Raw genomic sequence first — 26,118 nt, 5'->3', positions numbered from 1 at the left:
TGGGGAGCTTATGACCCTAACAAGTCAAAGCCAAAACGCAGATCCAGTCTTCTTTCATCCTAAATCTTTACTTTTGCCCTTTGCCTTTTAGCTTTTTTACTCCTCCTCCCTCGCGCCTGCCTAGCGGGACAATCTATAGCCATACTGGGAGGAAGGAGAGCAGTTTGATTACTCCCTGTCCAGTAGGCGTGAAATTACCTAAGCGACGATGAAACGTAAATCTAGATACCCTGCCGATACTCCCTATAGTGCCCCTAAATCCGCTAAATCATCCCCTTTCAATTACACTTCCATCGCTTTGATCGGCGGCGTCTTCGTTTTAGGAATTGGGGTGGGGATTGGCTTTAGCTCCACAGCAACATTTAGCCCAGAAAACGTTGCATCGCGTGATTTCATTGACCGCGCTGCGCCGAATCCTGAGCTTTGTGTGCAGTTCGGAGCTAGCGCGATGGTGATGGATACTCGCGTCTATGTAACGCTAAATCCCTTTAATGTCTACGTTTCGCAGCCCAATATGCGACCGGGTTGTGTTTTGCGTAGTAACAACTGGTCTATTTTGGAACAACGAAAACTGGTAACGGCAGATCAGGTGCGAGATTGCAAGAACCGGATGAACACCTTTGGCTATACCGGCAGTTTGGACGGGCAACCAGATATCCGCTGCATCTATCAGAATGATGGGGCCCAGAATTTCTTCCTGAATCAGCCAGGAGCAGGCGCACCGCCACCAGAAACAAATAATTTCTAAGGGAAGGGCTAATGGTTAATCGGTAATCGGGATTTGTTCATTCTCATGACCCATTCCCGATTACCTTTGTTTACCATCAACAACTCACTTCACTGCCAATCTTCGCTGAACTGAACTTGCAAGATTTGATTGGGTTGAATGATGGCAGTTTGAGCATCTGTCAGATAGGTAATGGCAGCACCGGCGGCACCGCTTCCCAATAAACCGACGCCTCCTTCTAGGGATGGTACTGGGGCTACCCTAGTTCTTCTTGCAGGCAGTTTGAAAGGATGTTCCTCCAGGGAGCAGCAATGGTTGACCAAATTTAACCACTCTGGTGACAGAGGAAGACTGAGACTGCCTCACAGATACTGGTGGTGTCGTAGCGATCGCGCTAGAAAGTGGAGGTACGCTCACTCACCGATACAGGATTATTCCTCGGAAGTCTCCCTGGAGGCACCGTGTCGTTCCCTCATCCAGCGTGATTTCTACGAGATTTCTAGCTATTTCTAAATGATTAAGCGCTGGGTCAAATCGCCAATTTGTTATCCGGGTAGCGATCGCTTTTAGCTCCACACCGCTCCCTCAAATCGCCATTATGCTTACTAAACTAAAAGTTTTTAGTCTACTCATAATAAAGTCGAACCCTCAGTATCAATTTTCTCCCCTTATCGTAATTGACTAAAAAACGTTGCCTTTACAACGATTGTCTCCGTAATTTCAGCGATCTACATCACAAATAAAATAGATTTATATCACCAAATCATCACATAAAAGATCACACTTCAAAAGCGAGTGCTATCACCCAGTAATTTCTCGGATAGTTTCATACTAAGAACATTGGCTAACTAAACTCTGAGACCTCCCATGTTCCTAAGCCGTGATAATGTGCCAATTGATGCTTCTAGCTGGGTGGAGCGTTGGAAAAAAGTCCAGAGAAAGCTTGTCAAACGAACAAGCCAGTTGCACCACGCCAATCGAGAACTGGCAAATCAAATCACCGAGCGTCAGCAGGTGGAAGAGGCTTTGCGGCAAGCTGAGGAAAAGTATCGGAGTATTTTTGAAAACGCCGTCGAGGGGATATTTCAGACGACCCCGGACGGGCGTTATATCAGTGCGAATCCAGCGCTGGCAAAGATTTACGGCTACGCCTCCCCAGAGGAACTGATTGCTCATTTAACGGACATCAAGCACCAGCTGTATGTAGATCCCAATCGGCGTGACGAATTTCTAGACTTGCTGCAAGAACATGGCTCAGTGAGTGGGTTTGAATCTCAGGTTTATCGCAAAGACGGTAGCATCATTTGGATTTCAGAAAATGCACGGGCAGTACGCCAAGAGCTGCGCTCTGTGAAGCGATATGAAGCCGTGAGCGGCTATAGCGCGGCATCCGCCAAGGACAAACAGGGCTTTGACAAACAGGGTTTCGACAAACAGTGCTTGAATATATTACGCGATCGCACAGGTGCCTTACTCTACTGCGAAGGCTTCGTCACTGACATCACCGAACGAAAATCCGCTGAAGCAACCTTAAAAGCCTCAGCAGTAGAATTCAAACAACAAGCAAACCATCTGCAACTTGCCCTGTGCAAACTTCAACAAACCCAGACGCTTTTGATCCAAAATGAAAAGATGTCTAGTCTAGGGCAGTTAGTTGCTGGTGTTGCCCACGAAATTAACAACCCAGTCAACTTTGTTTGCGGCAATCTGGTTCACGCAAATCAATATTCCCAGGATTTGCTAAACCTCTTACAGCTTTATGCCAAATACTATCCCCAGCCAGTCCCTGAAATTGAAGAGGAAGCTGAGGCAATCGATCTAAATTTCTTAATGGCGGATTTCCCGAAAACCCTGTCCTCTATGCAAATTGGGGCTGACCGCATTCAGCAAATTGTCCAGTCCCTGCGAAACTTCTCGCGGATTGACGAATCCCAGATGAAGGCGGTTGATATCCACGAAGGCATTGACAGCACTCTACTGATTCTCCACAGCCGCTTGAAATCCAGAGGAGTCAATACGGGGATTACAATTCTCAAAGAATACGGCGATTTGCCGTCCGTAGAGTGCTATGCCGGACTCCTCAACCAAGTATTTATGAATCTCATTTCCAATGCGATCGATGCCCTAGAGGAGGCAGAGGCGCGAAGAGACAGCGCCCAGGAAATGGCTTTACATTCTCCCTTGCTCGGATCTTCCCCGGCTCCCTTGCCTTGTATTCGGATTCGTACCGATGTCCTCGACAACGGAAAAGCGAGTATCCGAATTATCGACAACGGCCCCGGCATGAGCGAAGAAATCCGCACGAAAATTTTTGACCCTTTCTTTACTACAAAGCCCACTGGTAAAGGCACGGGGCTGGGTTTGTCAATTAGCTATCAAATCATCGTCGAGAGACACAGGGGCGTTTTGAAGTGTAATTCAGCACCAGAGCAGGGAACGGAGTTCGTCATCGAAATTCCGATTCGACAGTCAATTCAGGAATAAGTATTTTCAGGAATCAGCATTTCCAGGAATCAGTATTTTTAGGAATCAGTATTGTTTGGCAACTTGGTACCCTCTAGTTTTGCGCCAATCAGGTAAGCTCCCCAAAGGTTTGCTCCGTCCAAGTTCGCCCCGCTCAAGTCTGCTTCTGTCAAATCTGCCATTTTCAAGTTTGCCCCGCTCAGATTGGCACCCTTGAGATTTGCCCGAAATAAATTCGCTCCACTGAGATTCGCCCCACTCAAATTCGCTCCACTGAGATTGGCTGTGCCTAAAGTTGCCTCCATTAAAGAGGTTTGGCTCAGGTTAGCACCACTCAAGTCAGTTTCGCTGAGCGACCCCTCCTGGAAGTTCGCTAGACTTAGATTCACGCCTTTAAGATCGGTTCCAATTAAGTCTGCACCTTTAAAATCCCGTTCTCCCGCCGCATATCGCTCCAGCAGTTCATCCTTATTAACGATCATTCACTCCTGCCTTTTCTGGTTAATGTAGTTTGGCGCAACTGCTGAAATTTTTGGTTGTGGTAAATCTGTAGCCCTCGGTTGGGTTTTGAGGCGAGAAGAGGGTTCTTCAATTCAAAACTCAGACGCGAACTGACAAGTCAGCGCTAGGCTAACGCCTCGCTTCGCTAACGCGATCGCTGCAAGTCTTTTCCAACTTAAAACTTTTTACCACTTACCCAAAAACTGTTATTCCCATATCAATTAGGATTGATATATTAGCCATTAGCATAATACGGTTACGTTGGAGTGCAACACTTCTTATGGCGGTAAGTGGCAACACAATTAAGCTCCATCAGTTTTTAAAGTGGGTCGGGATGGCGCAGACGGGTGGTCAAGCTAAGCTTTTGATTCAACAGGGTTTTGTTTTAGTCAACGGCACCCTAGAAACCCGGCGAGGACGACAGTTAGTCTCAGGCGATCGCGTAACGGTGGGAAAACGCACTGTTGAGGTTGAGTTGAATAATATCGAGTCCTAGGGATTTAGAAATTTGTTCCTTTTAACAGATGTCGTCGGATTGCGTTGACGTAAGCAAAGACTGGGAATTGATAATACTCAACAACAACATCGACGACAAAAGCAAGATGAGCGAAAAAGGTTAACCCAATCCAAAGAGTCGGAACCCAAGATAAGGGAGTACCCGGTATTGGGGGAAAAAAGTAGGTAGACAAGGCAACAAGGGTAGTCGGTAATAAGATTAAAGCAACTGCTGCCAACCCAACACCCCAACCCAACTCATTTCCCTTACGATGGGCACCTCGCCAAGTTCGACCATTCCAGCGCCACGTTATTGGTGATGCGCTATCTGCCATTTTCACGGACTGTTGAATGGGATCGGCAGTGAAAATATGATTGCAAAAGTTACAAGCAAATGCCTCCATTAACGGCATGGCTGCAATCTCACCGTGCCGACAAACTGGACAAGTGTAAACGCCGTCCAACCTAAAATTGTTGTCTGGATTTATTGAATGAAACATCCGCTTAAAAATTCTGAAAAATAAATTAAAGCTTTCTGTAAATTATAATAACAAGCAAATATTGGTAGTTTAATCGCTGGAGTGATTTCTGATTAAATCTAGATAACTTATGTAAAAAAAATAAGACTAGAAAATTTTAATATTTATGCGGAAAAAGGATTGTTAGATAGACAGAAGTTTAATCTTATCGTTGTTGCTGAAATAGAGGTTTAGGAAAGTTTGATGGGTTTACAGTGGCTGAAAATGCTACGGTTAATGGCAGATTTAATAGCTGGAGTGGTGATGCTGGCGTAGGAGCGATCGCTAGCCCTCCTCAAAAATTGCCCCTCGCTGCTTGAGATCGAGCTTCATTGCCTCAGAAAGCCCCAAAACCCCTTCAAACAAAGCATTCTCCACATTTGCACCCTTGAGCTCGGCACGCTTAAGCTCAGCATCTTTGAGATTTGCGCCACTTAAGTTAGCACCGCTTAAATCAGCATCGCTGAGATTGGCAGCCGTCAGGGAGGCGTTCGTCAAGTTGGCATTGGGAAGGTAAGCACTGGTTAAATTTGCACCGCTAAGGTTGGCATTGGTTAAATTAGCACGGGGCATTTTAGTCCGCAAATCTGCTTGAGTAAGGTTCGCGTGCAACAGATGAGCATCGCGCAGATTGGCATTACAAAGGCAGGCATGGGAGAGGTTGGCACTGCTTAAATTGGCACGGCTCAAGTCGGCAAAGGTGAGATCGGCATTGCTGAGATTGGTATGATTGAGGTCAGCATTGCGGAGGTTGGCGCTGCGGAGGTTAACACCGCTCAAGTCGGCTTCAGCAAAATCCTCTGAGGGATTAATGCCCAGCATCTTCGCGCTGCTGATGAAGTCATCTGCTTTGGCTGCTGCCAAAAGTTCCCTTATTATTGTCAGATACTGCTGCTGATAATCGCGAGCCGCTTGCAAGTCTGCGAGGGCAATATAAGCAAATCGGAGATTCTTAAGCGCCTGTCCTTCCCCGCGAACGTCTTGTAATTCTATTGCGATCGCTTTTGCCTGGTGAAAGCAGAGAATCGCTTTTATATATTCTTCCAAAGAATGATAAGCTGCCCCTAAATTTGAGAGCGCTTGCATCTCACCTGAACGATCTTGGAGTTCTCGTACAATCGCTAATCGCTGTTGCTGGTACTCTATGGCTTTTGCATCCTCACCAAGAATGTAGTAAGCATTTCCCAGATTCGAGAGCGCATTTCCCTCGCCGCGCTTGTCTTGGATACGTTGAGCGATCGCTAAATGCTGTTGATAGAATGCGATCGCCTGGGGTAAATCTCCTAAAGCCTTATACGCAGCCCCTAAATTGCCTAAAGCGGCTCCCTCAACCCTACTATCCTCGCTGTCTCGACAAAGACTGAGTGCCTGTTGCCAAGACTGCATTGCCGCTTGTAGAGATGCAAGAACCTTGGTTTCTACATACGTCTGATATTGCTCAATTCCTTGTTTTAGTAGTCGGTTCGCTTCGTCGATCATCACCGTAATGTACAGATGAAGTTAAGCTTTTCGAGGCTCAAACTTTTTACTCCCCGGCATCGTCTTCACTCCCGAATCCTCCCCGACAAGGGAGGGACAAGGAATAAATTTTTTTGGCTGGAGACGAACTTGCTCCCCTTCCCCGTAGAAAACATTTATTCGGCTTCCCTCTCCTTGTAGGAGAGGGTTAGGGAGAGGTGGGAAGGGGCGAGGGTTAGGTTTTTTTGAGTCCACTGAGAACCGCTAGCCGCAGAGATTTTCTCAGGCTTTTGAAGCCATTTTTTCCGCACAGGTTCCAGTCAAACAAGCGCGATCCAAAGTCACGCCAGTCAAGTTAACACTATCTAACTCAGCACAGAGTAAATTTGCTCCAGTCAAATTTGCCCCGGCAAGATTTGCACCCCTTAAGTCTGCTTCTTCTAGATTTGCTTCACTCAGCAAAGCGCCACGTAAATCCGCTTGGCTTAAGTCTGCACCTTGCAGATTGGCACCGCTCAAGTTTACACCCCGCAAGTCAGCGCTCCGCAAATCCACGCCTTGCAAGTTGACACTCATCAAGTTGGCACCGCTCAAGAAGGCACCGGCAAAAGATGCTTGGGTAAGCTTGGTGCCCATTAAGTTAGCGCCTCGCAAATTTGCCCCGCGCAAGTCAGCACCGCATAAGTCAGCTTGCATCAAGTTAGCGCCCAGCAGGTTTGCCCGCAAGTCAGCGCCTACGAGTTGCGCTTCGATTAAATTTGCACCATCAAGACGGGCGCGTTCCAAGTTGGAGCCACTAAAATTTGTGCCGACGAGGTTGGCACCGGCGAGATTGATACCTCGCAAATCTACTCCTGAAAAATCTTCGTCTTCTAAATCTGTACCTGGCAGTTGCTTGAGTTTGCCGGAGCGAATTGCTTCAATGTCCATTTGCTAATTGCTAATTGCTAATTGAAGGATTGTTAATGAGGAAAAAAGTTTTAAGTTGTAAAAGGCTTGCGGTTATCGCGTCTGAGTATGGCATTAAAAAGCTCTCTTTTCACTCAAAACTCATAACTCATCCCTTTCATTACCCATTGCCCGTTAAGGAAGGTTGCGCTGCTGTACCGGCATAGAGATTTGCATCCAAGAGCCACATTCCCCCTGTCACTTTGGTTGGCGTGACAGGTAGAGTCAAACCCTGTTGCATCCCCATGACAAGGAGTGATAGCGTTTCAACCAATTTGGGATCGAAGCGATCGCCCTGTTGTTGCCGACACTCTTCTAAAGCTTTGGATAAATTCTCTTCGCTGTCGGGATTGGCATTTCTCGCTTGCGCCAGTCGCCACTGAAAGTCTGAGACTAATTCCAAAATTCTCGATTCCAAGGGAATTTCATCACCCGCTAACCCGGCTGGCTCACCCGTTCCGTTCCACCACTCGGTTTGGTGAGTGACGATTTGGGCAACTGCCCGCAGTTGTGACATTCTTCTCAATACTTGCGCTCCCGGCACTAACGGACAAGTCAGCGCACAACTCGGTGCCTCCTCGTCGTAGCGACTCGACTTAGCCGCAGCCAATACACTTTCCGCCCCCTGCAACGGATCGATGCGGTGCAACAACCCCGCAAGGCGCAGGCGTTTCATCTGCCAAGCGGGTAAATCGAGCAGTTGCCCGATCATTTCGGAGAACGCTACTACTTCTGCTGCTGCCAATGGATTCGTGACATCTGCCATATCCATCAGCTGCGCCATCCGCAAGAATGCCTGGATTTCGTTGGAAACTAAGTTTCGATCCAGCGCTTGTTGGCGAGATCCGACAGGGATGTCTAGATTTGTGCCGGTTGATATATCTTCTTGTCCATGCTGGAGATATTCCACCACGGAAGACACTACTGCACCCAGATTATGAGGTCTTCCTAAGGAGGGCTGCATTGACTCCTTGCAGGCGATGAGTTTTTTCTCTAGTTCCGGGTTGTAGCGACCAATATGAGCGATCGCTAAATCCACTGTCTCTTTCACTAACTCTGGCTCAAATGTCCACAGTCCATAGAACTTGCGCTCCAAATCTGAGGCGGGTAGTCCTGCTGCACCATAATCTTCTTCCGAAAGCTCTTGACACAGCACCATCGCTGTGTATGTCGGCGAAAAGATGATTAAGTGCCACTCTTGTGCAACTGGATCGGAGGGATCTAATCCCACTAAGTCCACGTTTGGGCGTTGGCTAGTTGGGTGTTCGGTAAACCCCGAATCTGACGCCGCCATAATCGCGATCTGACCTGCTTTCTGCGCGATCTCTCCATAGCGATCGGCTTCTTGCAGATACCATTTGCCTCTTTGAAAAGCGGCAATGGTCAAGGGGGAACTGTCCTCAGTTAAGATGTGGTCTTCTAGGGCATGGCACAGGGCAACAAGGGTGTTTTTGTAGTACACCCCAAATCGAATCGGTCTTTTACTCGATCGATGAGCAACTTCTAGCTGTTGCAGAATGGAGCCTTCTAACATGATTTTGGTTTTATTAAATGAACCGCAAAGAACAAGGGAAGAAGAGAAATGCAGGCTAGGGTAAGCAATCTCTACTTAGCAATTTATGAAGCTAAGATACCGTAGCTAGGTGTTTTTCTTTGAGCTGAATCGGTGCCGCCAGGGCTTCTTCTAAGTCGGCACAACCAAGTTTTTCCTCTAGAATTTTCATCACTTCTCGCCCGAAATCGTTGGGGTTTTGCTGCCATGCTTGCAGGCAAACTTCCCCAAAGAATGAGCCGAGGGGTTCTGGATTCCAAAGTAATTTTTTGGCTGTCCACGGCATAATGCTCATGGGATTGTATCCAGGTTTCAGGATATTTTTATCAAAAGCATATTCTTCTAAATGGGTATGGGGTTGTAAGCCGATAAAGAAGATTGCCGGTTCGACTTTATCTGCACCAAATATTCGCTCTAGTTCCCGGTGATAGGCAATCGTTTGGCGAATCGTTTCATGGGTTTCGTCTATTACATTAAATGAGTAATTGACAGAAACTAAGTCGTTGAAGCCTGCTGCTTTTAAGTCGCGGCAATTTTCTAAGACTGTCCGCAGGTTATAGCCCATCCGCATCTTCCGCACAAGTTCTTGAGAACCACTGGTGATGCCAATTTCAAAGTAGTTCATGCCAGTTTTTGCCATCAAGTCGCATAACTCAGGCGTTAAATTGTCTGCCCGAATATAAGCTGCCCAGTGGATATCTTTCATCCCAGCATCGAGGATTTTCTGCAATAGCTCAATGGCGTCATCGATAAATTTCCGAGCTGGGATAAACTGAGCATCGGTAAACCAGAAGTTACGAATCCCTCGGTCATAAAGTTGTTGCATCTCTGCGACAACTTCATCGGCTGGGTTAATCCGTACCTGCTTGCCTTCAATCACTGTATAAATGCAGTAACAACAGTTGTGGGGACAACCCCGTTTTGTTTGCACGCCAACATAGAAATCTTCGTCTTGCAGATAATATTGAAACTCAGGCCAAATAGATTCGATGTAGTCGTAATTGCAAGCGGTTTTTTCGATATTCGTGGGAGGTTCGTGGATCATGCGATCGCGTGGCGTTGTCTCCCCCACCACATAGCATCGTTCATCCCGAAAATCTTGCCCTCGCAGCATTTTCTCTAGCAGCGCTTCGCCTTCACCCACGGAAACCACTGTCCCGGATGGCAGGCTCTTACCTAGCTGTTCGTAAAATACGCTCACAGCACCGCCACCGACAACGGCTTTGGCTTCTGGATGATATTTTTGAGCGCGTTTGAGTCCTCGTTTGATTAACCCCAAGTTGCGCCACAGTTCGGTGTAGTATGCCGTGGTGACGCGCAGCCCTCCCAGTGCCCCACGCAATTTCAGCAGCGGATTTTTGGCGTAGTAAAACTCAAAGGCGTGCTGGAGTGGGTTGCCACCTCTACCTCCCACGGGCGCATAAATCTGAATATCGCGCCAGGAAAATACCAGGAGTGTGGGTTTGAATTCATCGACACACGTATCCAACGCCCCCGTGAAATCTAGGGGCGGCACGGTTCCTAAGTCAAATATCCGCTGTTCGACTTCTGGGAATTGCTTGTGTACGTGATCCGATAAGTAAACCACTCCGATGGGGAAAATCGGGTTGCAGGGGAGGCGGACATAGAGAATTCGATTATTCATCGTGGTTTTTTGTATCTAAATTTACTACCACTGAGATCGAAAGCGACAAATGCGATCGCTTTGTCAAAAATTATTCTGGCTAAGACTTGCTCTCAGGATTTGAGCCATATTTAAGTATCTTTAGCGACTAGATAGCGACTAGATGTGAATCCGCCATTGATCCGCAGGCATTACTGGCGACAACAGCACCTCTGTGTCTATAAATGAGATGATTCTGAAAGGTCTTTATATAACTTTACGATAACATTGACTCTCCTCAGTCTCGCCCTAATTTTGGTTCTGAAGCCAAAAAAGAAAGCCCAACACTGCAAAAATCGATCTCCAGCGGCAGCCGGTTCTCGGCGACAAGTCGAAATTAAGCACGAATTCATTGTTTATCCTGGAGAAATCTTTGCTTCACTTGCATTTTCATCTGGCAATGCTGGCATGAGACGTGAGGGAGGTATTTTGACCGGGAGGCATGGTGCGAGTCGGAAGCTTAAGCACGGAAAATTGCCGTTACAATCGTCAGTAGCGAAAGTCACTAAAATGGGAATTTTTTCGTCTAACTTTGGGGAGATATCTCACGAGAATATTCAGTTGGTATTCGTGTTTACAACAAGCCGGGATCGCTGAATGTTAGCTTAGTTATGGTAATCCTAGGCAGTGGCGCAAAGCTCCTCAGCAGTTATGGCTCAAATACTCGATCCTCTCCCTTCTGGTAACAGCGATCGCATTCTTTGCTGCTACGTTAATGCTACAAGCCACATTCAAATTGCTCGGATCTCTAATGTTCCGAACTGGTACTTTGAGCGCGTTGTCTTTCCAGGACAACGCTTAGTGTTTGAAGCAATGTCCGAAGCGAATCTGGAAATTCATACAGGGATGATGGCAAGTGCCATTCTCTCAGATACAATTCCCTGCGATCGCCTGTGTATCAGTGAAGGCAATGATTCCGAGTTAAATACAATCGACCTACACGATGAGGAAAAAAAGGAAATAAACGATAACACCCGGAAGATTGAAATCCAGAAAAAGAGAAATTTAGAAACCGTAGAAACTTTAACAACCGCTTATGTTAGCTAGTTTTGCTGGAAAAATTCAGTAATTTCAGGGTTGTCAAGAGCGACAGCTCTTTTTTATAGGATTTTCAGCGATTAGCGATTAGTTTTTAGGGAAATTCACTGGCAAATTCTCGTATACGTAGACAGACAAATTCTTTTTTTCTCAGTGATCTAGCAGTCCTAAATAATTCGTGAAAGCGAGATTCTCGACAACTCTTCCGAAGTCGGGAATCTGAAAGGCTGGTATCTCACCACTAAAACAGGATTGCTATTGCACCAAGCGAACAGCTTAAGATGAAAAGTAGATGCTGCTGTAGCTGAATGTAAAGAAGTAACGAGTGAATCTACCCTCCTTTCTCTGGCTCTGGAAAATTGCTGCTTGGTCGATGGGCTTGTCGCTGTTAGCCTACCTATTACTGGGAGTCAGCGGCAGTTGGATGTTTGCGGCTCGTCAGCAAAGAAGTTCGCAACCGCGATGGTTGCGTCCTTTTCACTACGCCACGGGCGCAATTCTGGTGGCTCTCGTCTTGCTGCTACTAGCTATTGGGATTGTCGGCACGTTAGGTCATTATGGCAGTCTCGCTCACTCGGCGCACTGGATTGCCGGTTGGGCGGTGGTGGTATTAGTGTTGCTCTCAGCGGGAAGTGCCATTCTCATTAATCCCAACCGAGCTTGGGCGCGTTCGGTTCATATTGCAACCAATCTGGTGCTATTCGTGGGATTAGCTTGGGTTTCCCTAACCGGCTGGAGCGTGGTGCAAAAGTATTTACCTTAGATTTGACGTTCCTAGCTGGATGAAAATTTTTCTCCTAAAGAAACCTGCGAGTAGAGGGAGTTTTCCCCGCCTCTACTTTTTCAGGTCAACTTGCTGAGAAGTCCGTCGGTGGGGTGAGTTGCATTGATAGAAAATTCGTGAAAATACACAAAGTTATTACCTTGAGCAAACAGCTCAAGGTTTTTGACTGGGATAAGATGAACTAAACTAAGCCTTCACCCCTAAGCGATGCGCGATCAAATAATCCCCGGCGTGATTTTTGTAGTAGCTCTTGCTATTTTTTTAGGCGGTATAGTGGGCGTGCGCTTCCCCCTCGGCGATCAGAGTGCGGGTCAAGTGGTTCCGGCGGTTCCGGCGGGTAGTCAAACTACAACCCCATCGCCCTCTCCGACGCCGACCACTACGGTTAGCCCAGTTCCAACCGTAACCCCTACGGCAACAACCCCTACAGTAACGCAACAGCAACAACAACCTGCAACCCGCAGCATTCCGAATACCCCATCGCAGGTAGACCTACCACCCGAAGAAGAGCCAGTGCAGGCGCTGTGGTAATCGGTTTTTAGAAATTCGATTGGAAAGGAATATAACGTGACGATGGAGTCGCTACAAGAGGTTCGTGTAAGCGATCGCATTCCTATCGCCATAAGGTCGTATCGTTCGCCTATGTCAGTAAGACAAGCGCGAACAGACAGGTCGGCGCTTCGCTATCGCTAAGGTTAATACTTATAGAAATATGGGCGGCTCTAATCTCGCGTTCTGCGGGAAAATAAGCTGCCCATGCCTGCAACTTTAATAACGACAAACCTTTTTATAAGACTTTTAAAGTTAATTTTTTATTCTACGATTAGAGTTAAATAGCTTACGACCTATTCTTAACTAAAATCTAATTTTAATTAGTTAGAATTATTTCTATTTGTTTGTTGGCAAAAAATATGCGACGACGGCATTTTCTTTGGTATTCCCTAATATTAATCACAAGCTGTACCGCAGCAAGTAACCCTAATGATAGAGATTCGCCTTCAAATGCCAGAAATTTCCCTGAAAAGCTCCGATTTACAGTAACCGATATTCCGAGCCTTGAAGAGTTGCAGCGTAATTATGGGGGATTGCGGATGGCACTAGAGGAGGTACTGGAAACGAAACTTGAGTTTGTCCCCGTTGAAACATACATCGCCGCTGCCGCCGCCTTACAGTCAGATCAGCTGGATCTTGTTCTCACAGGCCCTTCGGAATATGTAATCATGCGTGCCAGGACAAATGCAGTTCCTGTCATCGGCATCACTCGACCAAACTACCATGCCGCTATCTGTGTCTCTGCTAACAGCAAGATCGAGTCAGTAGCACAGTTAAAAGGTAAAAAAATTGCCATGTGGCAGTTAGGCTCAACCAGCGGTTATCTGGGTCCCACCAAGTTTTTGATTGATGCTGGATTAGATCCTAAATCTGACCTAAAAATCCTCATGTTAGGAAGTCAGGGACTACCTGCCTTGAAGAAAGGTGAGGTTGATGCTTGGGGAGGGTCTACTGTTAAGTATGAGAAATTCCTTCAAGATGAAGGTTTATCTGAAAGTGAGTTACCGCTAATCGTGAAAGGGCCACTTCTCCCCCATGACTTATTTGTTGCCAGTAGTAAGCTCGCTCCTGAATTCGTTAAAGAGATGAGCGATCGCGCAATTAAAAATCAGGATAAACTGATTCAAAGTCTTTTATCCGTCGAGGAAGGTAAGTACAAAGGCTCTCAGATAGTTCCGGCGAATGATGCTGATTACAATATGATTCGCGAGGTCTATAAAGCCATTGGGCAAGGTAGTTTTGTTCAATAGATTTAATCACTTAATTTGACTATTGTTGGAATATATTTCTTATTTTTTTAAACCTCTAGACTTTCCTCAATGAGTCTCAAAAGACATGGGGGTTGCAGATAAGCCTAACTTAGATAACCAAGGGAACACCTTGAAATTTTCTACAAACTGGGTAGGATGCTTCATTTCACGTTTGAGTATAGCCAAAAAAATTGGTTACGGTTATTCCTTGGCTATCGGCATCGCGGTTTTAGGAACAACGATTGGTCTAATTAGTGGAGACTATTACGAAAAGAAGGCTCAAAAGCAGTTAATAATTGCCGAGAAGCAGCAAAATCTCCTTAGTGACTTAGAAAATGCTGTTGGCGAACTGCGAGCGCACCCACAGCGGTTGGTTACTGTACTAGGAGAACCAATTTGGTTTGACTACGAAACTGCTAAGTTTTTTACAAGTGTTAATCGGAGCGAGACAATATTATCAGAGTTCCACTCTTTTATAGACAGCTACCCCGATAGTTTAGCCGCAAAACCTACAGATTTAAAGGCTTTATTGAAGGGTTATAAAACCAATATCGAATCATACACTCAGCTAATTAAGTTGCTCTGGCGGCAAATCGATCCAGCTAACTTGAAAACCGAAGAAATTTCGGTAGCGCAGCAAAAGTTCTTGAATTCTATCACAAGCACAACAGCTACTAATATCATTGTTAGTTTTGACCGATTAGCAGAGAGTTTAACTAGGCTGGAAGAGACAGCAGAATCTCAACAGATAGAAGCAAAAAACAAGCTTAGGCAAGCCGAGACACTAAGGTTGCAAATTATTGTTGGGAGTATGATGCTGTCAGTGGCGATCGCGGTGGCGTTGGCGATTATTACGGCTCGTGCGATCGCTCGTCCCCTCGAAGCAGTCACTCAAGTTGCCAGAGCCATCACTCAAGAATCTAACTTTGACCTCCGCAGTCCAGTTACCACTGAGGATGAAGTAGGGTCATTAGCAACCTCTCTAAATTGCCTGGTACAGTGGGTAGGAGAATATACTCACGAACTAGAGTTAGCTCGTCAGACACTAGAGGAGCGAGTAGAACAACGAACCGAGGAACTGACTCAAGCGCTCCAAGAACTCCAACAAACCCAATCTCAACTCATTCAAACTGAAAAAATGTCCAGTTTGGGAGAGCTAGTTGCAGGTATCGCTCATGAAATTAATAACCCCATCAATTTCATCTACGGTAATCTAGAACACGCGAACGTTTATACGCAAGAACTGCTTAATTTAGTACATCTCTATCGGCAGCAGTACCCTCACCCTACCCCTCTTCTTCAACACGAGATAGAAGCAATTGACTTGGACTTCCTTACGGAAGATTTTAGCAAAATCTTGTCTTCTATGAAGATGGGCACTGAACGTATCCGGCAAATTGTTTTGTCTTTGCGAAACTTCTCCCGGCTGGATGAATCTGAGATGAAACCAGTCGATATCCATGAAGGGATAGAAAACACGTTGTTGATTCTCAATCACCGTCTTAAGCAGGGAATTGAGGTAATCAAAGAGTATGAAGATTTGCCTCTCGTTGAGTGTTACCCAGCTCAACTCAACCAAGTATTTATGAATATTATCAGTAATGCAATTGATGCTTTGGAAGAGACCAAGAGCAAAAATGAGAAGCAGGAAGAAGCGGAAGCGATAAACAAGGGATTTCTCATTCAAAATCAAAATATAACCACCAAAAACTCGCAGATTCTGATTCACACGGAACGGCTCAACTCTAACTATATTCGAGTAAGAATTCGAGATAATGGTTTTGGAATTCCTTTAGAAATTAAAGACAAGCTGTTTAATCCCTTCTTCACAACAAAGCCAGTAGGTAAAGGCACTGGCTTAGGACTCTCTATCTGCTACCAAATCGTTGAAAAGCACAAGGGAAAAATTGACGTGATTTCGGAGTTTGGGCAAGGAACAGAGTTTGCGATCGCGTTGCCGATAAAAACTCACAACTAGCATTAGCTCTTAAGACTGCTAGCTGCGACGCCAAGCCGCTTAGTTAATAGCATTTGAGTTTTGAAAGCACTACATAAATCATCCCCCTAGCTCGGCGCTGTGAAGAGCGTACCGCTTCGCTAACGCTACAAAAAAGAAGGCAGAAGGTTTATCTGTTGCAGAGAAAAACAAAATGGTATAAGATTTCACTCGCTAACCCCATCTTATCTATCGTTGCCTAGCAACTAGATATTAAATTATTTGTTTTTTTTGCCAACACTATCCCTACTAGCTCCTAAAAATAAGCTGCTGTCTTGAAAGATAAGTTTTTTCTGGGGTATTTTAGCAAGAGTCCTATTACCTACTCTCCCCCGTTGAGATAGAGCAAAGATGAATCGTGCCTTTTCACCCCTCCAACAGTTTCTAATCACTTGGCTGCTCGTTCTGACAAGCGGTTGGGTGACGATTTTGGCTCTGAGATATGTGGGTGAGTTGATTAGCATTTTGCTCACCGCTGGACTGATTGCCTTTTTTCTCAACTATGCGGTTGCCGTTTTGCAAACTTTCTTGCCCCGGAGTCTGGCAGCAATCTTAGTTTATTTGATAGCCGCCTTAACGCTGGTACTCATTGCCCTGACTGTAGTGCCGCCAGTGTTTAATCAGGGGCGGCAATTGGTGACAAATTTGCCTTCGCTGCTGGAGTCTGGACAACAGCAATTAGCTGCCTTCCAAGCTTGGAGTGCCGAACACAATTTGCCGTTTGATGTGCGAATTTTGGCTTCTGAGTTGTTGGCACGAGTCCAAGCGCAAGCCCAAGCGATCGCTACCAGAGGTTTTGGCTTAGTATTAGGCACCTTTAACTGGTTTTTTGACTTAATTCTGATTCTCGTCATTTCGTTTTATATGCTCATTGATGGTGAGCGAGTTTGGCGGGGGCTGACGAGTATTTTCTCACCCAAAATTAAAGACGGTTTGACAGAATCACTGCAACGAAATTTGCAGCGATTTGTGTCGGGTCAGGTGTTATTGGGTGTGTTTATGGCGGCTACTCTTTCCCTCGCATTTTGGGCATTACACGTGCCATTTTTCCTGGTATTTGCGGTTTTTATTGGGTTGATGGAAATCATTCCCTTTATCGGAGCAACTTTAGGAATCGCCACAGTTGTGATTGTGGTCGCGTTTATCAATTGGTTTCAGGCGCTGCAAGTCTTAGCCGTAGCGATCGCACTTCAGCAGATCAAAGATAATTTGGTCGCCCCCCGAATTATGGGCAATTTGACAGGTCTATCGCCAGTTATTATCTTCGTCTCTCTCCTCCTCGGAGCGAAATTGGGAGGATTGTTAGGGGTGATTCTGGCAATTCCCTTAACAGGTGTGGGAAAAAGTCTTGCCGAAATTGTTCTCGATCCTATACTGCCACCCCAAACCGGATCGTTTTTTCATAACCCCTTTGCCAAGGAAGTCGTCATAGAAGTAGAGAAGCAGAAGGGAATTACTACCAATTAGCAATATCCTTAAATTTCCTTCAGCCAAGCTTGAATCCGGCTGAGGGATGTTTCTAATGCGGATACTATCTCAATCCCTCCCTCAAGTTGTTGGTGGGAGGACATTTCCTCCAGCTTTTGGGCATTGTATTGCATCCCCTCTACTCCGACGTTGGCACTGGCACCTTTAATATGATGGGCTTCTTTTGCAAGGCTATCAAAATCATTGATAGCGATCGCTCTTTTCACCAATTCCAGCTCAAACTCGGCACTGCCCTCAGAAATTCAATGAAGAAAACAGCGCTCCGTAAATCTACTGATAGTGAGTTTGCCGATGTCATAAACCTAAAATGAAGCAATTATTAAGGAGACGGTCAATATAAAGCTATCGAGTTTAAGGCACCGTGCGAAAACTTTCATTTAGCCTTCTTGAAGTTTGATTGTTGCCAATTTCTGGATTTAATTAGGTTAAACAATGCCAACCCAAGAGCTTTCCTTATCACCAGCAAACGAAATTGTCCGCCTTTACGAACAGCAGTCCCTTGCCGAACACCCTCTTTTCCAACGGCTAAGGCAAGAGCCAGTTAATCTTACTGCTATTTGGATCTTCACCATGAATATGAATGTACAAGGGGGAGTATCCAAAAATTTTGTGCGTTGGCTTGCCAGCTTAGCAGCTCGGATAGATGATAACCGGATGCGGAGTATCGTTGCCAAACAGTTGAATGAAGAACTGGGTGAGGGAAACTTTTCTCGCATTCACAGCGTGATGCTACAGCAGTTGGTTGATGGTCTTGAACCTTGGCGTTTGGAAAATTACACCGAAGAACTGTTGGCACCTGGACGCGAATTTGGTCAACGCGGTGAGAAGCTTTTCTTCATTCAAGATCCCTACGAAGGAGTTGGAGCATTTATTGCTAGTGAAGTTAGCGCGTTGCAAATCGACCAATGCTTGGGAAATGAAGTCCGCAGGCAAAATGCGATCGCACCTGAGAAACTTACTTGGATTACCATGCACGAGGAACTTGAAGTAGATCATGTCAGTGAAGTTTTTGAACTCGCTCATTTAATACCAAAATCCGATCCAAAGTTAGAGGCTGTATGGCGAGGCGCACAAGAAATGCGCGGTGCGATTGTAGCTTTCTTAGATGGCATCTACAGTGTTTCTTTTTCTTAAATTTAATTAGCCAAGCTGGTACCTCAGTATTACCTAAGTAATACTACTGAGACAACAAGAGGCTGGGTTGCGAACCCAGCCTCTTGTTTTTTATGAGATAGGCTTATGCAGAAATTAGCAGATAAGACTATATCTAGAGTCTTTTTAGGCTCAATTAGCGAGTCAATATACTACATATAGGGTCATAACGTATTTTCCAGATAGATATAATGTTAAAGATTTTTAGTGAAATAGTAATTGCTATAGCAGTTTTGGGAATATTGATTAATAGAGACTCAGATTTAAAAATTAAATGGTAAATGAAACTATTATTTTCTTGTATTCAGGTTGTAGAGTATAGCAACGACATTGCCAAAATGGGATGGTTTCTATAAAATGTGAGGCTAATATCTAGAAACTACAAACTTTAGGATGATAGTGTATAGCAATTTACTGATTTAGTCGCCACTAACTGCTGTAAATTAATGATATTAAATGTAAACTTTGAGCCGTCATTTGTTTTAATAATTACCTTCACAAAAACAATTTTTTTGTAAATTGTAAGTTGTGAACGTCAAACTTTTTCCAAAGATATTTAAGTGTTTTTTCTATGATTTTATCGCAAACCCTACGTATTCTAAATAAAGTTTTAATAAAAAATTAGTAACATAGTTATATTTTGCTTGATGCAAGTTTGCAATTAACGATTGAGGCTAAACTGGAGTTATTTATGACCAATCTAACAAATGAGTTATTGCTTGGCAATAAAAAAGTAGAAAGTGAAGTTCCAATTTTACAACAAAGCGAACAGTTATTACTTCAGAGCCAAGAGCTTTTTGAGCTGGCTGTTCTAGGAGCTAACGATGGACTCTGGGACTGGAATCTCGAAACCAACGAAATCTTTTTTTCAGCACGCTGGAAAAATATACTTGGCTTCACGGAAGATGAGATGCAAAATAACTTTGATGAATGGAAAAAAAAGGTGCATCCTGATGATTTGGAACAGGTATTAGCCACCCTTCAAGCTCATTTTGACGGCAGCACGGCCTATTACGAATCAGAACACCGCTTATTACACAAGGATGGCACCTATCGATGGGTTTTCTCTCGCGGAGGTTTGGTGAGAAATGCTAGCGGTAGTCCCTATCGTATCGCTGGCTTAAACACTGATATTACCAAGCGTAAGCAGGCGGAAGAAACACAGCAGGAAAGGGAAAAACAGCTACAAGATATCATAGATAACTCTACAGCAGTAATTTATGTCAAGGATAAAGAAAGCAAATACATTCTGATTAACCGCCGATTTGAAAATTTATTCAATGTCACGAAAGAAGATATAAAAGGGAAGACTGACTCGTATATAGTTTCCCCAGAAGCGGCTGAGATAGTTATGGCGAACGATCAAAAAGTCTTAGCAGCCAAAACCGAGATTTGCTGGGAAGAAAATGTCCTTTATGAAGACGGCTTACATACCTACGTTTCGCTCAAGTTTCCTCTGTACGATCGAGCTGGGTTTCCTTATGCAGTCTGTGGCATTTCCACTGACATCACAGATCGCAAAAAAGCAGAGGAATCACTGCGGAAATCCGAGGCTCAGTTAAGAGAAAAAACAATCCAGCTAGAGCAAACTTTGCAAAAACTGCAACAAACGCAATCCCAACTAATTCAAAGTGAAAAAATGTCTGGTTTGGGTCAATTGGTTGCTGGTATAGCCCATGAAGTTAACAATCCAGTTAACTTTATCTATGGCAATCTTGTTCACGCTAATCAATATACTCAAGATTTACTAAATCTCCTGAGTCTTTACCAGCAGTACTATCCCCATCCTGTCCCTGAGATTCAAGACGAGATTGAAGCTATCGACCTTGATTACCTCGTTGAAGATTTACCAAAAATATTAACTTCAATGAAAATAGGGACTGATCGAATTCGCCAAATTGTGTTATCTCTACGCAATTTTTCGCGCCTGGATGAAGCGGGCATGAAGGCGGTTGACATTCACCAAGGGTTAGATAGCACTCTATTAATTTTGCAGAATCGGCTGAGAGAAAAAGAGGGTCGTTCTGCTATTCAAGTTATTAAAGAGTATGGCAATATGCCCGACGTTGAGTGTCATGCTGGACAGATGAACCAGGTATTTATGAATATCCTCAATAATGCTATTGATGCTGTTGATAATTACAACAAAAATCGAAAACATTCTGGTATAATTACCATCTCTACCTTTTTGAAGGATGAAGATGGAAGCATGAAAGATGAAACAGATTCTTCCATTGACTCCCCATCCCGTGGTAAGCAGCGCTACGCTAACATCCCTCATCCTTCCTATGTAGTGATTCAGATTAAAGACAACGGATCTGGAATGACGGCAGATGTGAAAAATCGTATTTTTGATCCTTTTTTCACGACTAAGCCAGTGGGTCAAGGCACAGGTTTGGGGCTAGCTATCAGCTATCAAATTGTGGTTGAAAAACATAGAGGAGTGTTGAAGTGTTTTTCAGAACCCGGACAAGGAACTGAGTTTTGGATTGAAATTCCAATTCAATACCCTAGTTAAATTGTTCGTGTGTGCCTAAGCTGCTAGGTTCATGGTTATGAAGCTAGCAACCGCGAACAATCAATAATTCAACTTCACGTTTGCCTTCACAAAGACTTTAATACGCTCAAGCAATGTTTCTAACTCGAATAGCAGGTCAACAACTCCCTCAAGTTGGGAGTGAGAGGCGAGTTCCTCCAGCTTTTGGGCATTATCTCGCATCCCCTCTACTCCAACGTTGGCACTGGCACCTTTGATGTGATGGGCTTCTTTTGCCAGACTATCAAAATCATTGATAGCGATCGCTCTTTTTACCAATTCCAGATGCTCTTGAACTTCTGTGAAGAACATTTGCATCAGTTCCAGCTCAAACTCCGCGCTGCCCTCAGAAAGTCGATGCAGATGTTCCCAATCCACCAAATCTTGTAAAGACGCGCCATCTGGTGTCTCTACATCTTCCGGTGTGGCAACACTTCCACTACTGGCAACTGCACCCTGAAAAATGACTTTCGTCCAATGCTCAATTACCGCAGATAACTGTTCTCTGGATACTGGCTTACTCAAATAGTCATCCATCCCAGCATCAAGACAGCGTTTGCGGTCTTCTTTCATCGCATTAGCGGTTAGGGCAATGACGATGGTACGGCTCGAACTTTCGGTTTGTCGCCGCCGAATCTCTCGCGTTGCTTCATAACCGTCGAGAATCGGCATCTGACAGTCCATCAGAACTAAGTCATAGGGAACTTTTTCTAATAGCTCTACGACTTCCTTCCCGTTCGCAGCAACATCGGCGTCATACCCCAAAGTGCTTAGCTGCTTGAGGGCAACTTTTTGATTAATCAGATTGTCCTCAGCTAGCAAAATTCGCAACTTGCTTTGGGAAGCCGGGAAGGAGGAAGGGGGAATGGGGACTTGGGAAGGCTGCGAAGGTTGGGAAGGCTGGGGTGAAAGAATCTTCTCCTCGACCTCTTTGCCTCTCTCCCTCTGTTCCTCTTGCTTGCCCAAGATGGAGATAATGGTATCCAGTAAGCGAGATGGCTTGACTGGCTTAATCAAATGAGCCGCAAATCCTGCCTTCGTCGCCCGTTGTGCCTCCCCTCGCTGATCGGCAGAAGTCAGCATAATTAAGGGTAAATTCGCCAGCATGGGATTTCCTTTGATTTGCTCGCCCAAAGTAATGCCATCAACGTTCGGCATTTGCATATCAATCACCGCCACATCGTAGGGAATTCCCCACTCCAGCGCTTCTTGCAAAACTCTCATAGCGCTGGCAGCACCATCCGCCTCATCGACTTGCATCCCCCAGCGTGCCGACTGAGAGCGAACCACTTTGCGGTTCGTGGCATTGTCATCCACTACCAACAGACGCCGCCCCGCTAAACTGCTAGAAGTTTGGATGGCGGGTGTTATCCGTTCCGCTTGCTTGTTGAAAGGCACTGTAAACCAAAACTTGCTTCCCTTCCCTGGTTGGCTCTCAAAGCCAATTTCTCCTCCCATTAAGGTGACGAGCTGTTTGCAGATGACCAGTCCCAAGCCGGTGCCGCTATACTGGCGCGTGGCGGAGGAGTCTACCTGGGAAAAGGGTTGAAACAATTGGCTCATATTTTCTGGGGTGATGCCAATGCCAGTATCGCTGACAGAGAAGCGAATCGTTACTACGTCCTCTGATTCGCCCTTCCCAAGAGAATTTGAGGAGGTTTCTGATTGTAGTTCTGCCCTGACCACAATTTCACCGGCGTTGGTGAACTTAATGCCATTGCCAATCAGGTTGGTGAGAATTTGCCGCAGACGACCGACATCGCCTTGGAGGTGGGTGGGAACGTTGCGATAGACCAAGGCAGCAATTTCCAGATCCTTGGCATGAGCTTGGGGAGCTAATAAATCTAAAACTTCTTCTACACAAGTAGATAAGTCAAAGTCTAAAACTTCAAGATCCATCTCTCCAGCCTCTAGTTTGGATAAGTCCAAAATCTCGTTAATCAAGCACAGAAGGGCATCTCCACTAATGCGAATCGTTTCAACAAAATCCTTTTGCTCTGTAGTCAGGGGAGTGTCTAAAAGCAGCCCAGTCATCCCCAAAACGGCATTCATGGGGGTGCGGATTTCGTGGCTCATGTTTGCCAAGAAGGCGCTTTTGGCTTGAGAAGCTGACTCAGCTTGGTGACGGGCGATCTCTAATTCCTGGCGCTGGCGGGTTTCTTCTTCTAGGAGTTGGGATTGAGCCAGGGCAATGCCGACTTGGTCTGCGAGTTGTTGCAGCAGTTCGACTTCAAAGCTAGACCACTGTCGGGGCGAGGTACATTGGTGGGCAATCAGCAGTCCCCAAAGTTCGTTTTTCTGCAAGATTGGGATGACTAATTTTGCCCTGACTGCCAAATGCTGCAAAAATTCCCGGTGACAAGGGGAAATCTCAGCATTTTCTACGTCAGCCACGATCCTGATTTTTCCGTGGCAGTAGCTCTCATGGTAAGTTTCGGGGAAGATTTCCGCACTGAAAGTTTGCCCCAATAAGGGGGGCAGACCAGAAACAACATTTTCGGTGACGACTGTACCCGTTTTATCGGCTGCCAGACGATAAATCACTACGCGATCGCACGCGAGAGATTTTCTGACTTCGGTAACGGTGGTTTGGAGAATTTCTTCGAGGTGTAAGGACTGGCGAATTTTTAGGGTGATTTCGGCAAATAATTGCGATCGCAAGTTCTGCCGCTTTAATTCCTCTTGTGCCTGTTTGCGTTCCATCCATAGGGCAATCCTGTCCCCTGCAAATTCCAGGGACTGGAGAACGGATTCATTGAGGGGCTGACGGGCGAATATTGCCATCACTCCCATCACAGAGCCTTCAATAATCAGGGGATATCCAGCAAAGGCGACCATTCCTTCCCGCACCGCCCATTCTCTGTCCAGAATCTGAGGATCGTCTACGACAGAATTGGTCAGGTAGGGTTGGCGAGTTTGGGCGATTTTGGCGATTTTCAGGGTGCCGATCGGAACGCGGCGATATAAGCCCTCAACCTGCGCGGACATCCCGGCACTAGCTTTTAGCTCCAGCACCCTCTCTTCCCGGTTAAGCGTCCAGATCCGACCAAATGCTGCATCCAAATACTTCACCATTGCCTCAGTGCAGCGCTGCAAAATGCTTTGCAGGGTGTCGCTTTGTGTGAGGGCAGAATCCACCTCGGCGCAAAAGTGAGCCAGACGGGCTTGCAGCGCTAATGCTTCTTCTGCTTTTTTGCGGTCGGTAATGTCCCGCGTCACTTTGGAGAAGCCGCGCAGATTTCCCGCATCATCATATAAGGGGGTCACGACCGCGTGCGCCCAAAACCGCGAACCATCCTTCCGGACGCGCCAGCCTTCGGCAACGCTATTCCCTTGAGCGATCGCGTTTTCTAATTCATTTTGCGCGATCGCTTGTTGATCTTCCCCTGGCTCATAAAAACAAGAAAAATGCTGACCGATGATTTCCTCTGCTCGATATCCTTTAATCCTTTCTGCTCCCGCATTCCAGCTCACCACATATCCCTTGGGGTCGAGCATATAGATTGCATAATCTTTTACCCCTTCTACGACTAAGCGGAAGCATTCTTCACTTTTTCGCAGCTCCTCCTGCGCCTGCTTGCGACTGGTAATATCTTCAGAAATCCCTAATAAATACTGCGGTTTTCCTTGGGCATCTAAAATTGGTAACTTTTTAGTATGTAATATTCTTAAACCTTTATGTTTTGTTTGTATCTGTTCTTCTGGAATATCTACAATTTTTCTAGTTGCCAGCACTTCTCGATCGGTGGCATTGAAAAAATCTGCTTCTTCTTTAGTAAACAAAGCATAGCCATTCTTTCCCAGCAACTCTTGGCGATTAAAACCAAGTAATTCTTGACCCGCTTTATTAAAACGGACGAAATTAAGTTCTTTAGCATCTTTGACGAAAATCATATGGGGAATATTTTCGACAATCGAGTTCAGAAATCTTTGGGTGTTTCGCATTTCTTCTTCATGACGCTTGCGCTCGGTAATGTCATGAGCAACTGCGTAAATTAATTGCTGTTCCGATAAGGGCGTTGCTTTCCACAACAGCCATCGGTAAGAGCCGTCTTTGCAGCGGTAGCGATTTTCAAAAGAAATTGTATCTATACCGATAGAAAGTTGTTGCGCTTGAGCAATCGTTGCTTCCCGGTCGTCTGGGTGGACAAATTCAATAAAAGGCTGGCTTTGCAGTTCCTCATTGGTGAAGCCAAGAGTCTTTGACCATGATGGATTTAGACGTTTAAAATAGCCATCCATCCCGGCAATACACAGCATATCTAGCGATAGGGCGAAGAATTGCAGCTGTTCTTCTTGTGCTTTGTCGCGCTGTTTGATCGCCTGTGCCAATTCACGATTATTCCGCCGCAACTCCAGTTGCATCATCACCTCCCGACCGAGTGCTTCTAGTGCCAAGCGCTGTTCGGGATTCAAATCTCGCGGTACGGAATCAATGACACACAATGTCCCCAGCGCCAAGCCTTCTGGCGTCATCAAAGTCGTACCCGCGTAAAACCGGATATTCGGATCGGAAGTCACCAGGGGATTATTGGCAAACCGCTCGTCAGTGGATGCATCGTGGATAATAAATAGATCGGTTTGCAGGAGAGCATGGGCGCAAAAAGCAATGTCACGAGGAGTTTGCTCAGCCGTGACGCCAACTTTTGATTTAAACCACTGTCGATCCGTATCAACTAAGCTAACGAGGGCAATTGGCGTACCGCAGATGTATGCAGCCAATTGCGTCAGATCGTCAAATGCCTGTTCGGCTTTGGTGTCGAGGATTTCATACTGCTGTAGTGCTTGAATCCGTTCGGATTCGTTATCCGGGAAAGGTGCTTTCATCTAATTCTTGAAGGATGCCATTCTAATTTTTACAGGTGTATTCAAAGCAATGCATTATTTGTAAAGTTATTCAAATCGAGGGCGATCGCGACATCTAGCGCTTCATGATGGCTTTCCCAAGCGCGATCGCCTGAATTTTTTGTTACTATCCACAAAAATACTGATTCCAG

Annotated in this window: 20 protein-coding genes; 11 read left to right on the top strand and 9 right to left on the bottom strand. The window is 45.5% G+C overall.

Annotated elements, in window-relative coordinates:
- Nucleotides 1-208: 208 nt before the first annotated feature.
- A complete protein-coding gene (locus tag H6H02_RS02520; protein ID WP_190434040.1) occupies nucleotides 209-748 on the top strand; it encodes a DUF3172 domain-containing protein in 540 nt (179 codons plus the stop codon).
- A gap of 89 nt (nucleotides 749-837) precedes the next feature.
- Here the strand turns inward: H6H02_RS02520 and H6H02_RS02515 are convergent, their stop codons facing one another.
- Complete coding sequence (locus tag H6H02_RS02515) at nucleotides 838-1,050, bottom strand: hypothetical protein (protein WP_190814369.1); 213 nt, start codon at nucleotides 1,048-1,050, stop codon at nucleotides 838-840.
- A gap of 544 nt (nucleotides 1,051-1,594) precedes the next feature.
- Here H6H02_RS02515 and H6H02_RS02510 point away from each other — a divergent pair.
- A complete protein-coding gene (locus H6H02_RS02510) occupies nucleotides 1,595-3,211 on the top strand; it encodes an ATP-binding protein (RefSeq protein ID WP_190814367.1) in 1,617 nt (538 codons plus the stop codon).
- Nucleotides 3,212-3,249: 38 nt separating this feature from the next.
- Here H6H02_RS02510 and H6H02_RS02505 read toward each other — a convergent pair whose 3' ends face one another.
- Nucleotides 3,250-3,672 carry a pentapeptide repeat-containing protein gene (locus tag H6H02_RS02505; protein WP_190814365.1) on the bottom strand — a complete coding sequence of 141 codons (423 nt, stop codon included), beginning with the start codon at nucleotides 3,670-3,672 and terminating at the stop codon, nucleotides 3,250-3,252.
- A 299-nt stretch (nucleotides 3,673-3,971) separates the two neighbouring features.
- On the opposite strand from H6H02_RS02505, the gene H6H02_RS02500 reads away from it, so the two are divergent.
- Entirely contained in the window at nucleotides 3,972-4,187 is a 216-nt protein-coding gene (locus tag H6H02_RS02500; RefSeq protein ID WP_190814364.1) for an RNA-binding S4 domain-containing protein, read from the top strand.
- Nucleotides 4,188-4,191: 4 nt separating this feature from the next.
- Here H6H02_RS02500 and H6H02_RS02495 read toward each other — a convergent pair whose 3' ends face one another.
- The 5 genes from H6H02_RS02495 to H6H02_RS02475 form a co-directional block, all read right to left on the bottom strand.
- Nucleotides 4,192-4,686: a hypothetical protein gene (locus tag H6H02_RS02495; protein WP_190814362.1), complete on the bottom strand. Its 495-nt coding sequence runs from the start codon at nucleotides 4,684-4,686 to the stop codon at nucleotides 4,192-4,194.
- A 303-nt stretch (nucleotides 4,687-4,989) separates the two neighbouring features.
- Entirely contained in the window at nucleotides 4,990-6,183 is a 1,194-nt protein-coding gene (locus tag H6H02_RS02490; RefSeq protein ID WP_190814822.1) for a pentapeptide repeat-containing protein, read from the bottom strand.
- A 261-nt stretch (nucleotides 6,184-6,444) separates the two neighbouring features.
- The gene (locus H6H02_RS02485; RefSeq protein ID WP_190814359.1) at nucleotides 6,445-7,092 is read right to left on the bottom strand and encodes a pentapeptide repeat-containing protein; all 648 of its coding nucleotides are present in this window, start codon (nucleotides 7,090-7,092) and stop codon (nucleotides 6,445-6,447) included.
- Between the two features lie 139 nt (nucleotides 7,093-7,231).
- Nucleotides 7,232-8,644, bottom strand: coding sequence for a DICT sensory domain-containing protein (locus H6H02_RS02480; protein WP_190814357.1), 1,413 nt, complete (start codon nucleotides 8,642-8,644; stop codon nucleotides 7,232-7,234).
- 91 nt (nucleotides 8,645-8,735) lie between these two features.
- Nucleotides 8,736-10,307: a photosystem II high light acclimation radical SAM protein gene (locus H6H02_RS02475; RefSeq protein ID WP_190814355.1), complete on the bottom strand. Its 1,572-nt coding sequence runs from the start codon at nucleotides 10,305-10,307 to the stop codon at nucleotides 8,736-8,738.
- Nucleotides 10,308-10,976: 669 nt separating this feature from the next.
- Between H6H02_RS02475 and H6H02_RS02470 the strand changes: the two genes are divergently transcribed.
- From H6H02_RS02470 to H6H02_RS02445, 6 genes are all read left to right on the top strand, one after another.
- Nucleotides 10,977-11,372, top strand: a complete 396-nt coding sequence (locus H6H02_RS02470) for a DUF1830 domain-containing protein (protein ID WP_190814353.1) — start codon at nucleotides 10,977-10,979, stop codon at nucleotides 11,370-11,372.
- 316 nt (nucleotides 11,373-11,688) lie between these two features.
- Nucleotides 11,689-12,126 (top strand): DUF4079 family protein, encoded by a 438-nt coding sequence (locus tag H6H02_RS02465; protein WP_190814351.1) that lies wholly within the window; start codon nucleotides 11,689-11,691, stop codon nucleotides 12,124-12,126.
- A 228-nt stretch (nucleotides 12,127-12,354) separates the two neighbouring features.
- Nucleotides 12,355-12,678, top strand: a complete 324-nt coding sequence (locus H6H02_RS02460) for a hypothetical protein (RefSeq protein ID WP_190814349.1) — start codon at nucleotides 12,355-12,357, stop codon at nucleotides 12,676-12,678.
- A 380-nt stretch (nucleotides 12,679-13,058) separates the two neighbouring features.
- Complete coding sequence (locus H6H02_RS02455; RefSeq protein WP_190814347.1) at nucleotides 13,059-13,949, top strand: PhnD/SsuA/transferrin family substrate-binding protein; 891 nt, start codon at nucleotides 13,059-13,061, stop codon at nucleotides 13,947-13,949.
- Between the two features lie 172 nt (nucleotides 13,950-14,121).
- Nucleotides 14,122-15,927, top strand: coding sequence for an ATP-binding protein (locus H6H02_RS02450; RefSeq protein ID WP_242040529.1), 1,806 nt, complete (start codon nucleotides 14,122-14,124; stop codon nucleotides 15,925-15,927).
- 369 nt (nucleotides 15,928-16,296) lie between these two features.
- Entirely contained in the window at nucleotides 16,297-17,412 is a 1,116-nt protein-coding gene (locus H6H02_RS02445) for an AI-2E family transporter (RefSeq protein ID WP_190814343.1), read from the top strand.
- An 8-nt stretch (nucleotides 17,413-17,420) separates the two neighbouring features.
- On the opposite strand, the gene H6H02_RS02440 is transcribed toward H6H02_RS02445, so the two are convergent.
- On the bottom strand, nucleotides 17,421-17,639 hold the full coding sequence (locus H6H02_RS02440) for an Hpt domain-containing protein (protein WP_190814341.1): 219 nt from the start codon (nucleotides 17,637-17,639) through the stop codon (nucleotides 17,421-17,423).
- Between the two features lie 226 nt (nucleotides 17,640-17,865).
- Here H6H02_RS02440 and H6H02_RS02435 point away from each other — a divergent pair, with 226 nt between their 5' ends.
- Both H6H02_RS02435 and H6H02_RS02430 read left to right on the top strand, forming a co-directional pair.
- Complete coding sequence (locus H6H02_RS02435) at nucleotides 17,866-18,567, top strand: iron-containing redox enzyme family protein (RefSeq protein ID WP_190814339.1); 702 nt, start codon at nucleotides 17,866-17,868, stop codon at nucleotides 18,565-18,567.
- A gap of 709 nt (nucleotides 18,568-19,276) precedes the next feature.
- Entirely contained in the window at nucleotides 19,277-21,103 is a 1,827-nt protein-coding gene (locus H6H02_RS02430) for a PAS domain S-box protein (RefSeq protein WP_190814337.1), read from the top strand.
- Between the two features lie 60 nt (nucleotides 21,104-21,163).
- On the opposite strand, the gene H6H02_RS02425 is transcribed toward H6H02_RS02430, so the two are convergent.
- A complete protein-coding gene (locus H6H02_RS02425) occupies nucleotides 21,164-25,948 on the bottom strand; it encodes a PAS domain S-box protein (RefSeq protein ID WP_190814335.1) in 4,785 nt (1,594 codons plus the stop codon).
- Between the last annotated feature and the right edge of the window lie 170 nt (nucleotides 25,949-26,118).

Origin of the sequence: Coleofasciculus sp. FACHB-1120, from assembly GCF_014698845.1 — a bacterium.
Taxonomy (GTDB): Bacteria; Cyanobacteriota; Cyanobacteriia; order Cyanobacteriales; family FACHB-T130; genus FACHB-T130.
Note: the sequence above shows the minus strand (reverse complement) of the source record. Positions and strands in the feature narration are given on the sequence as shown.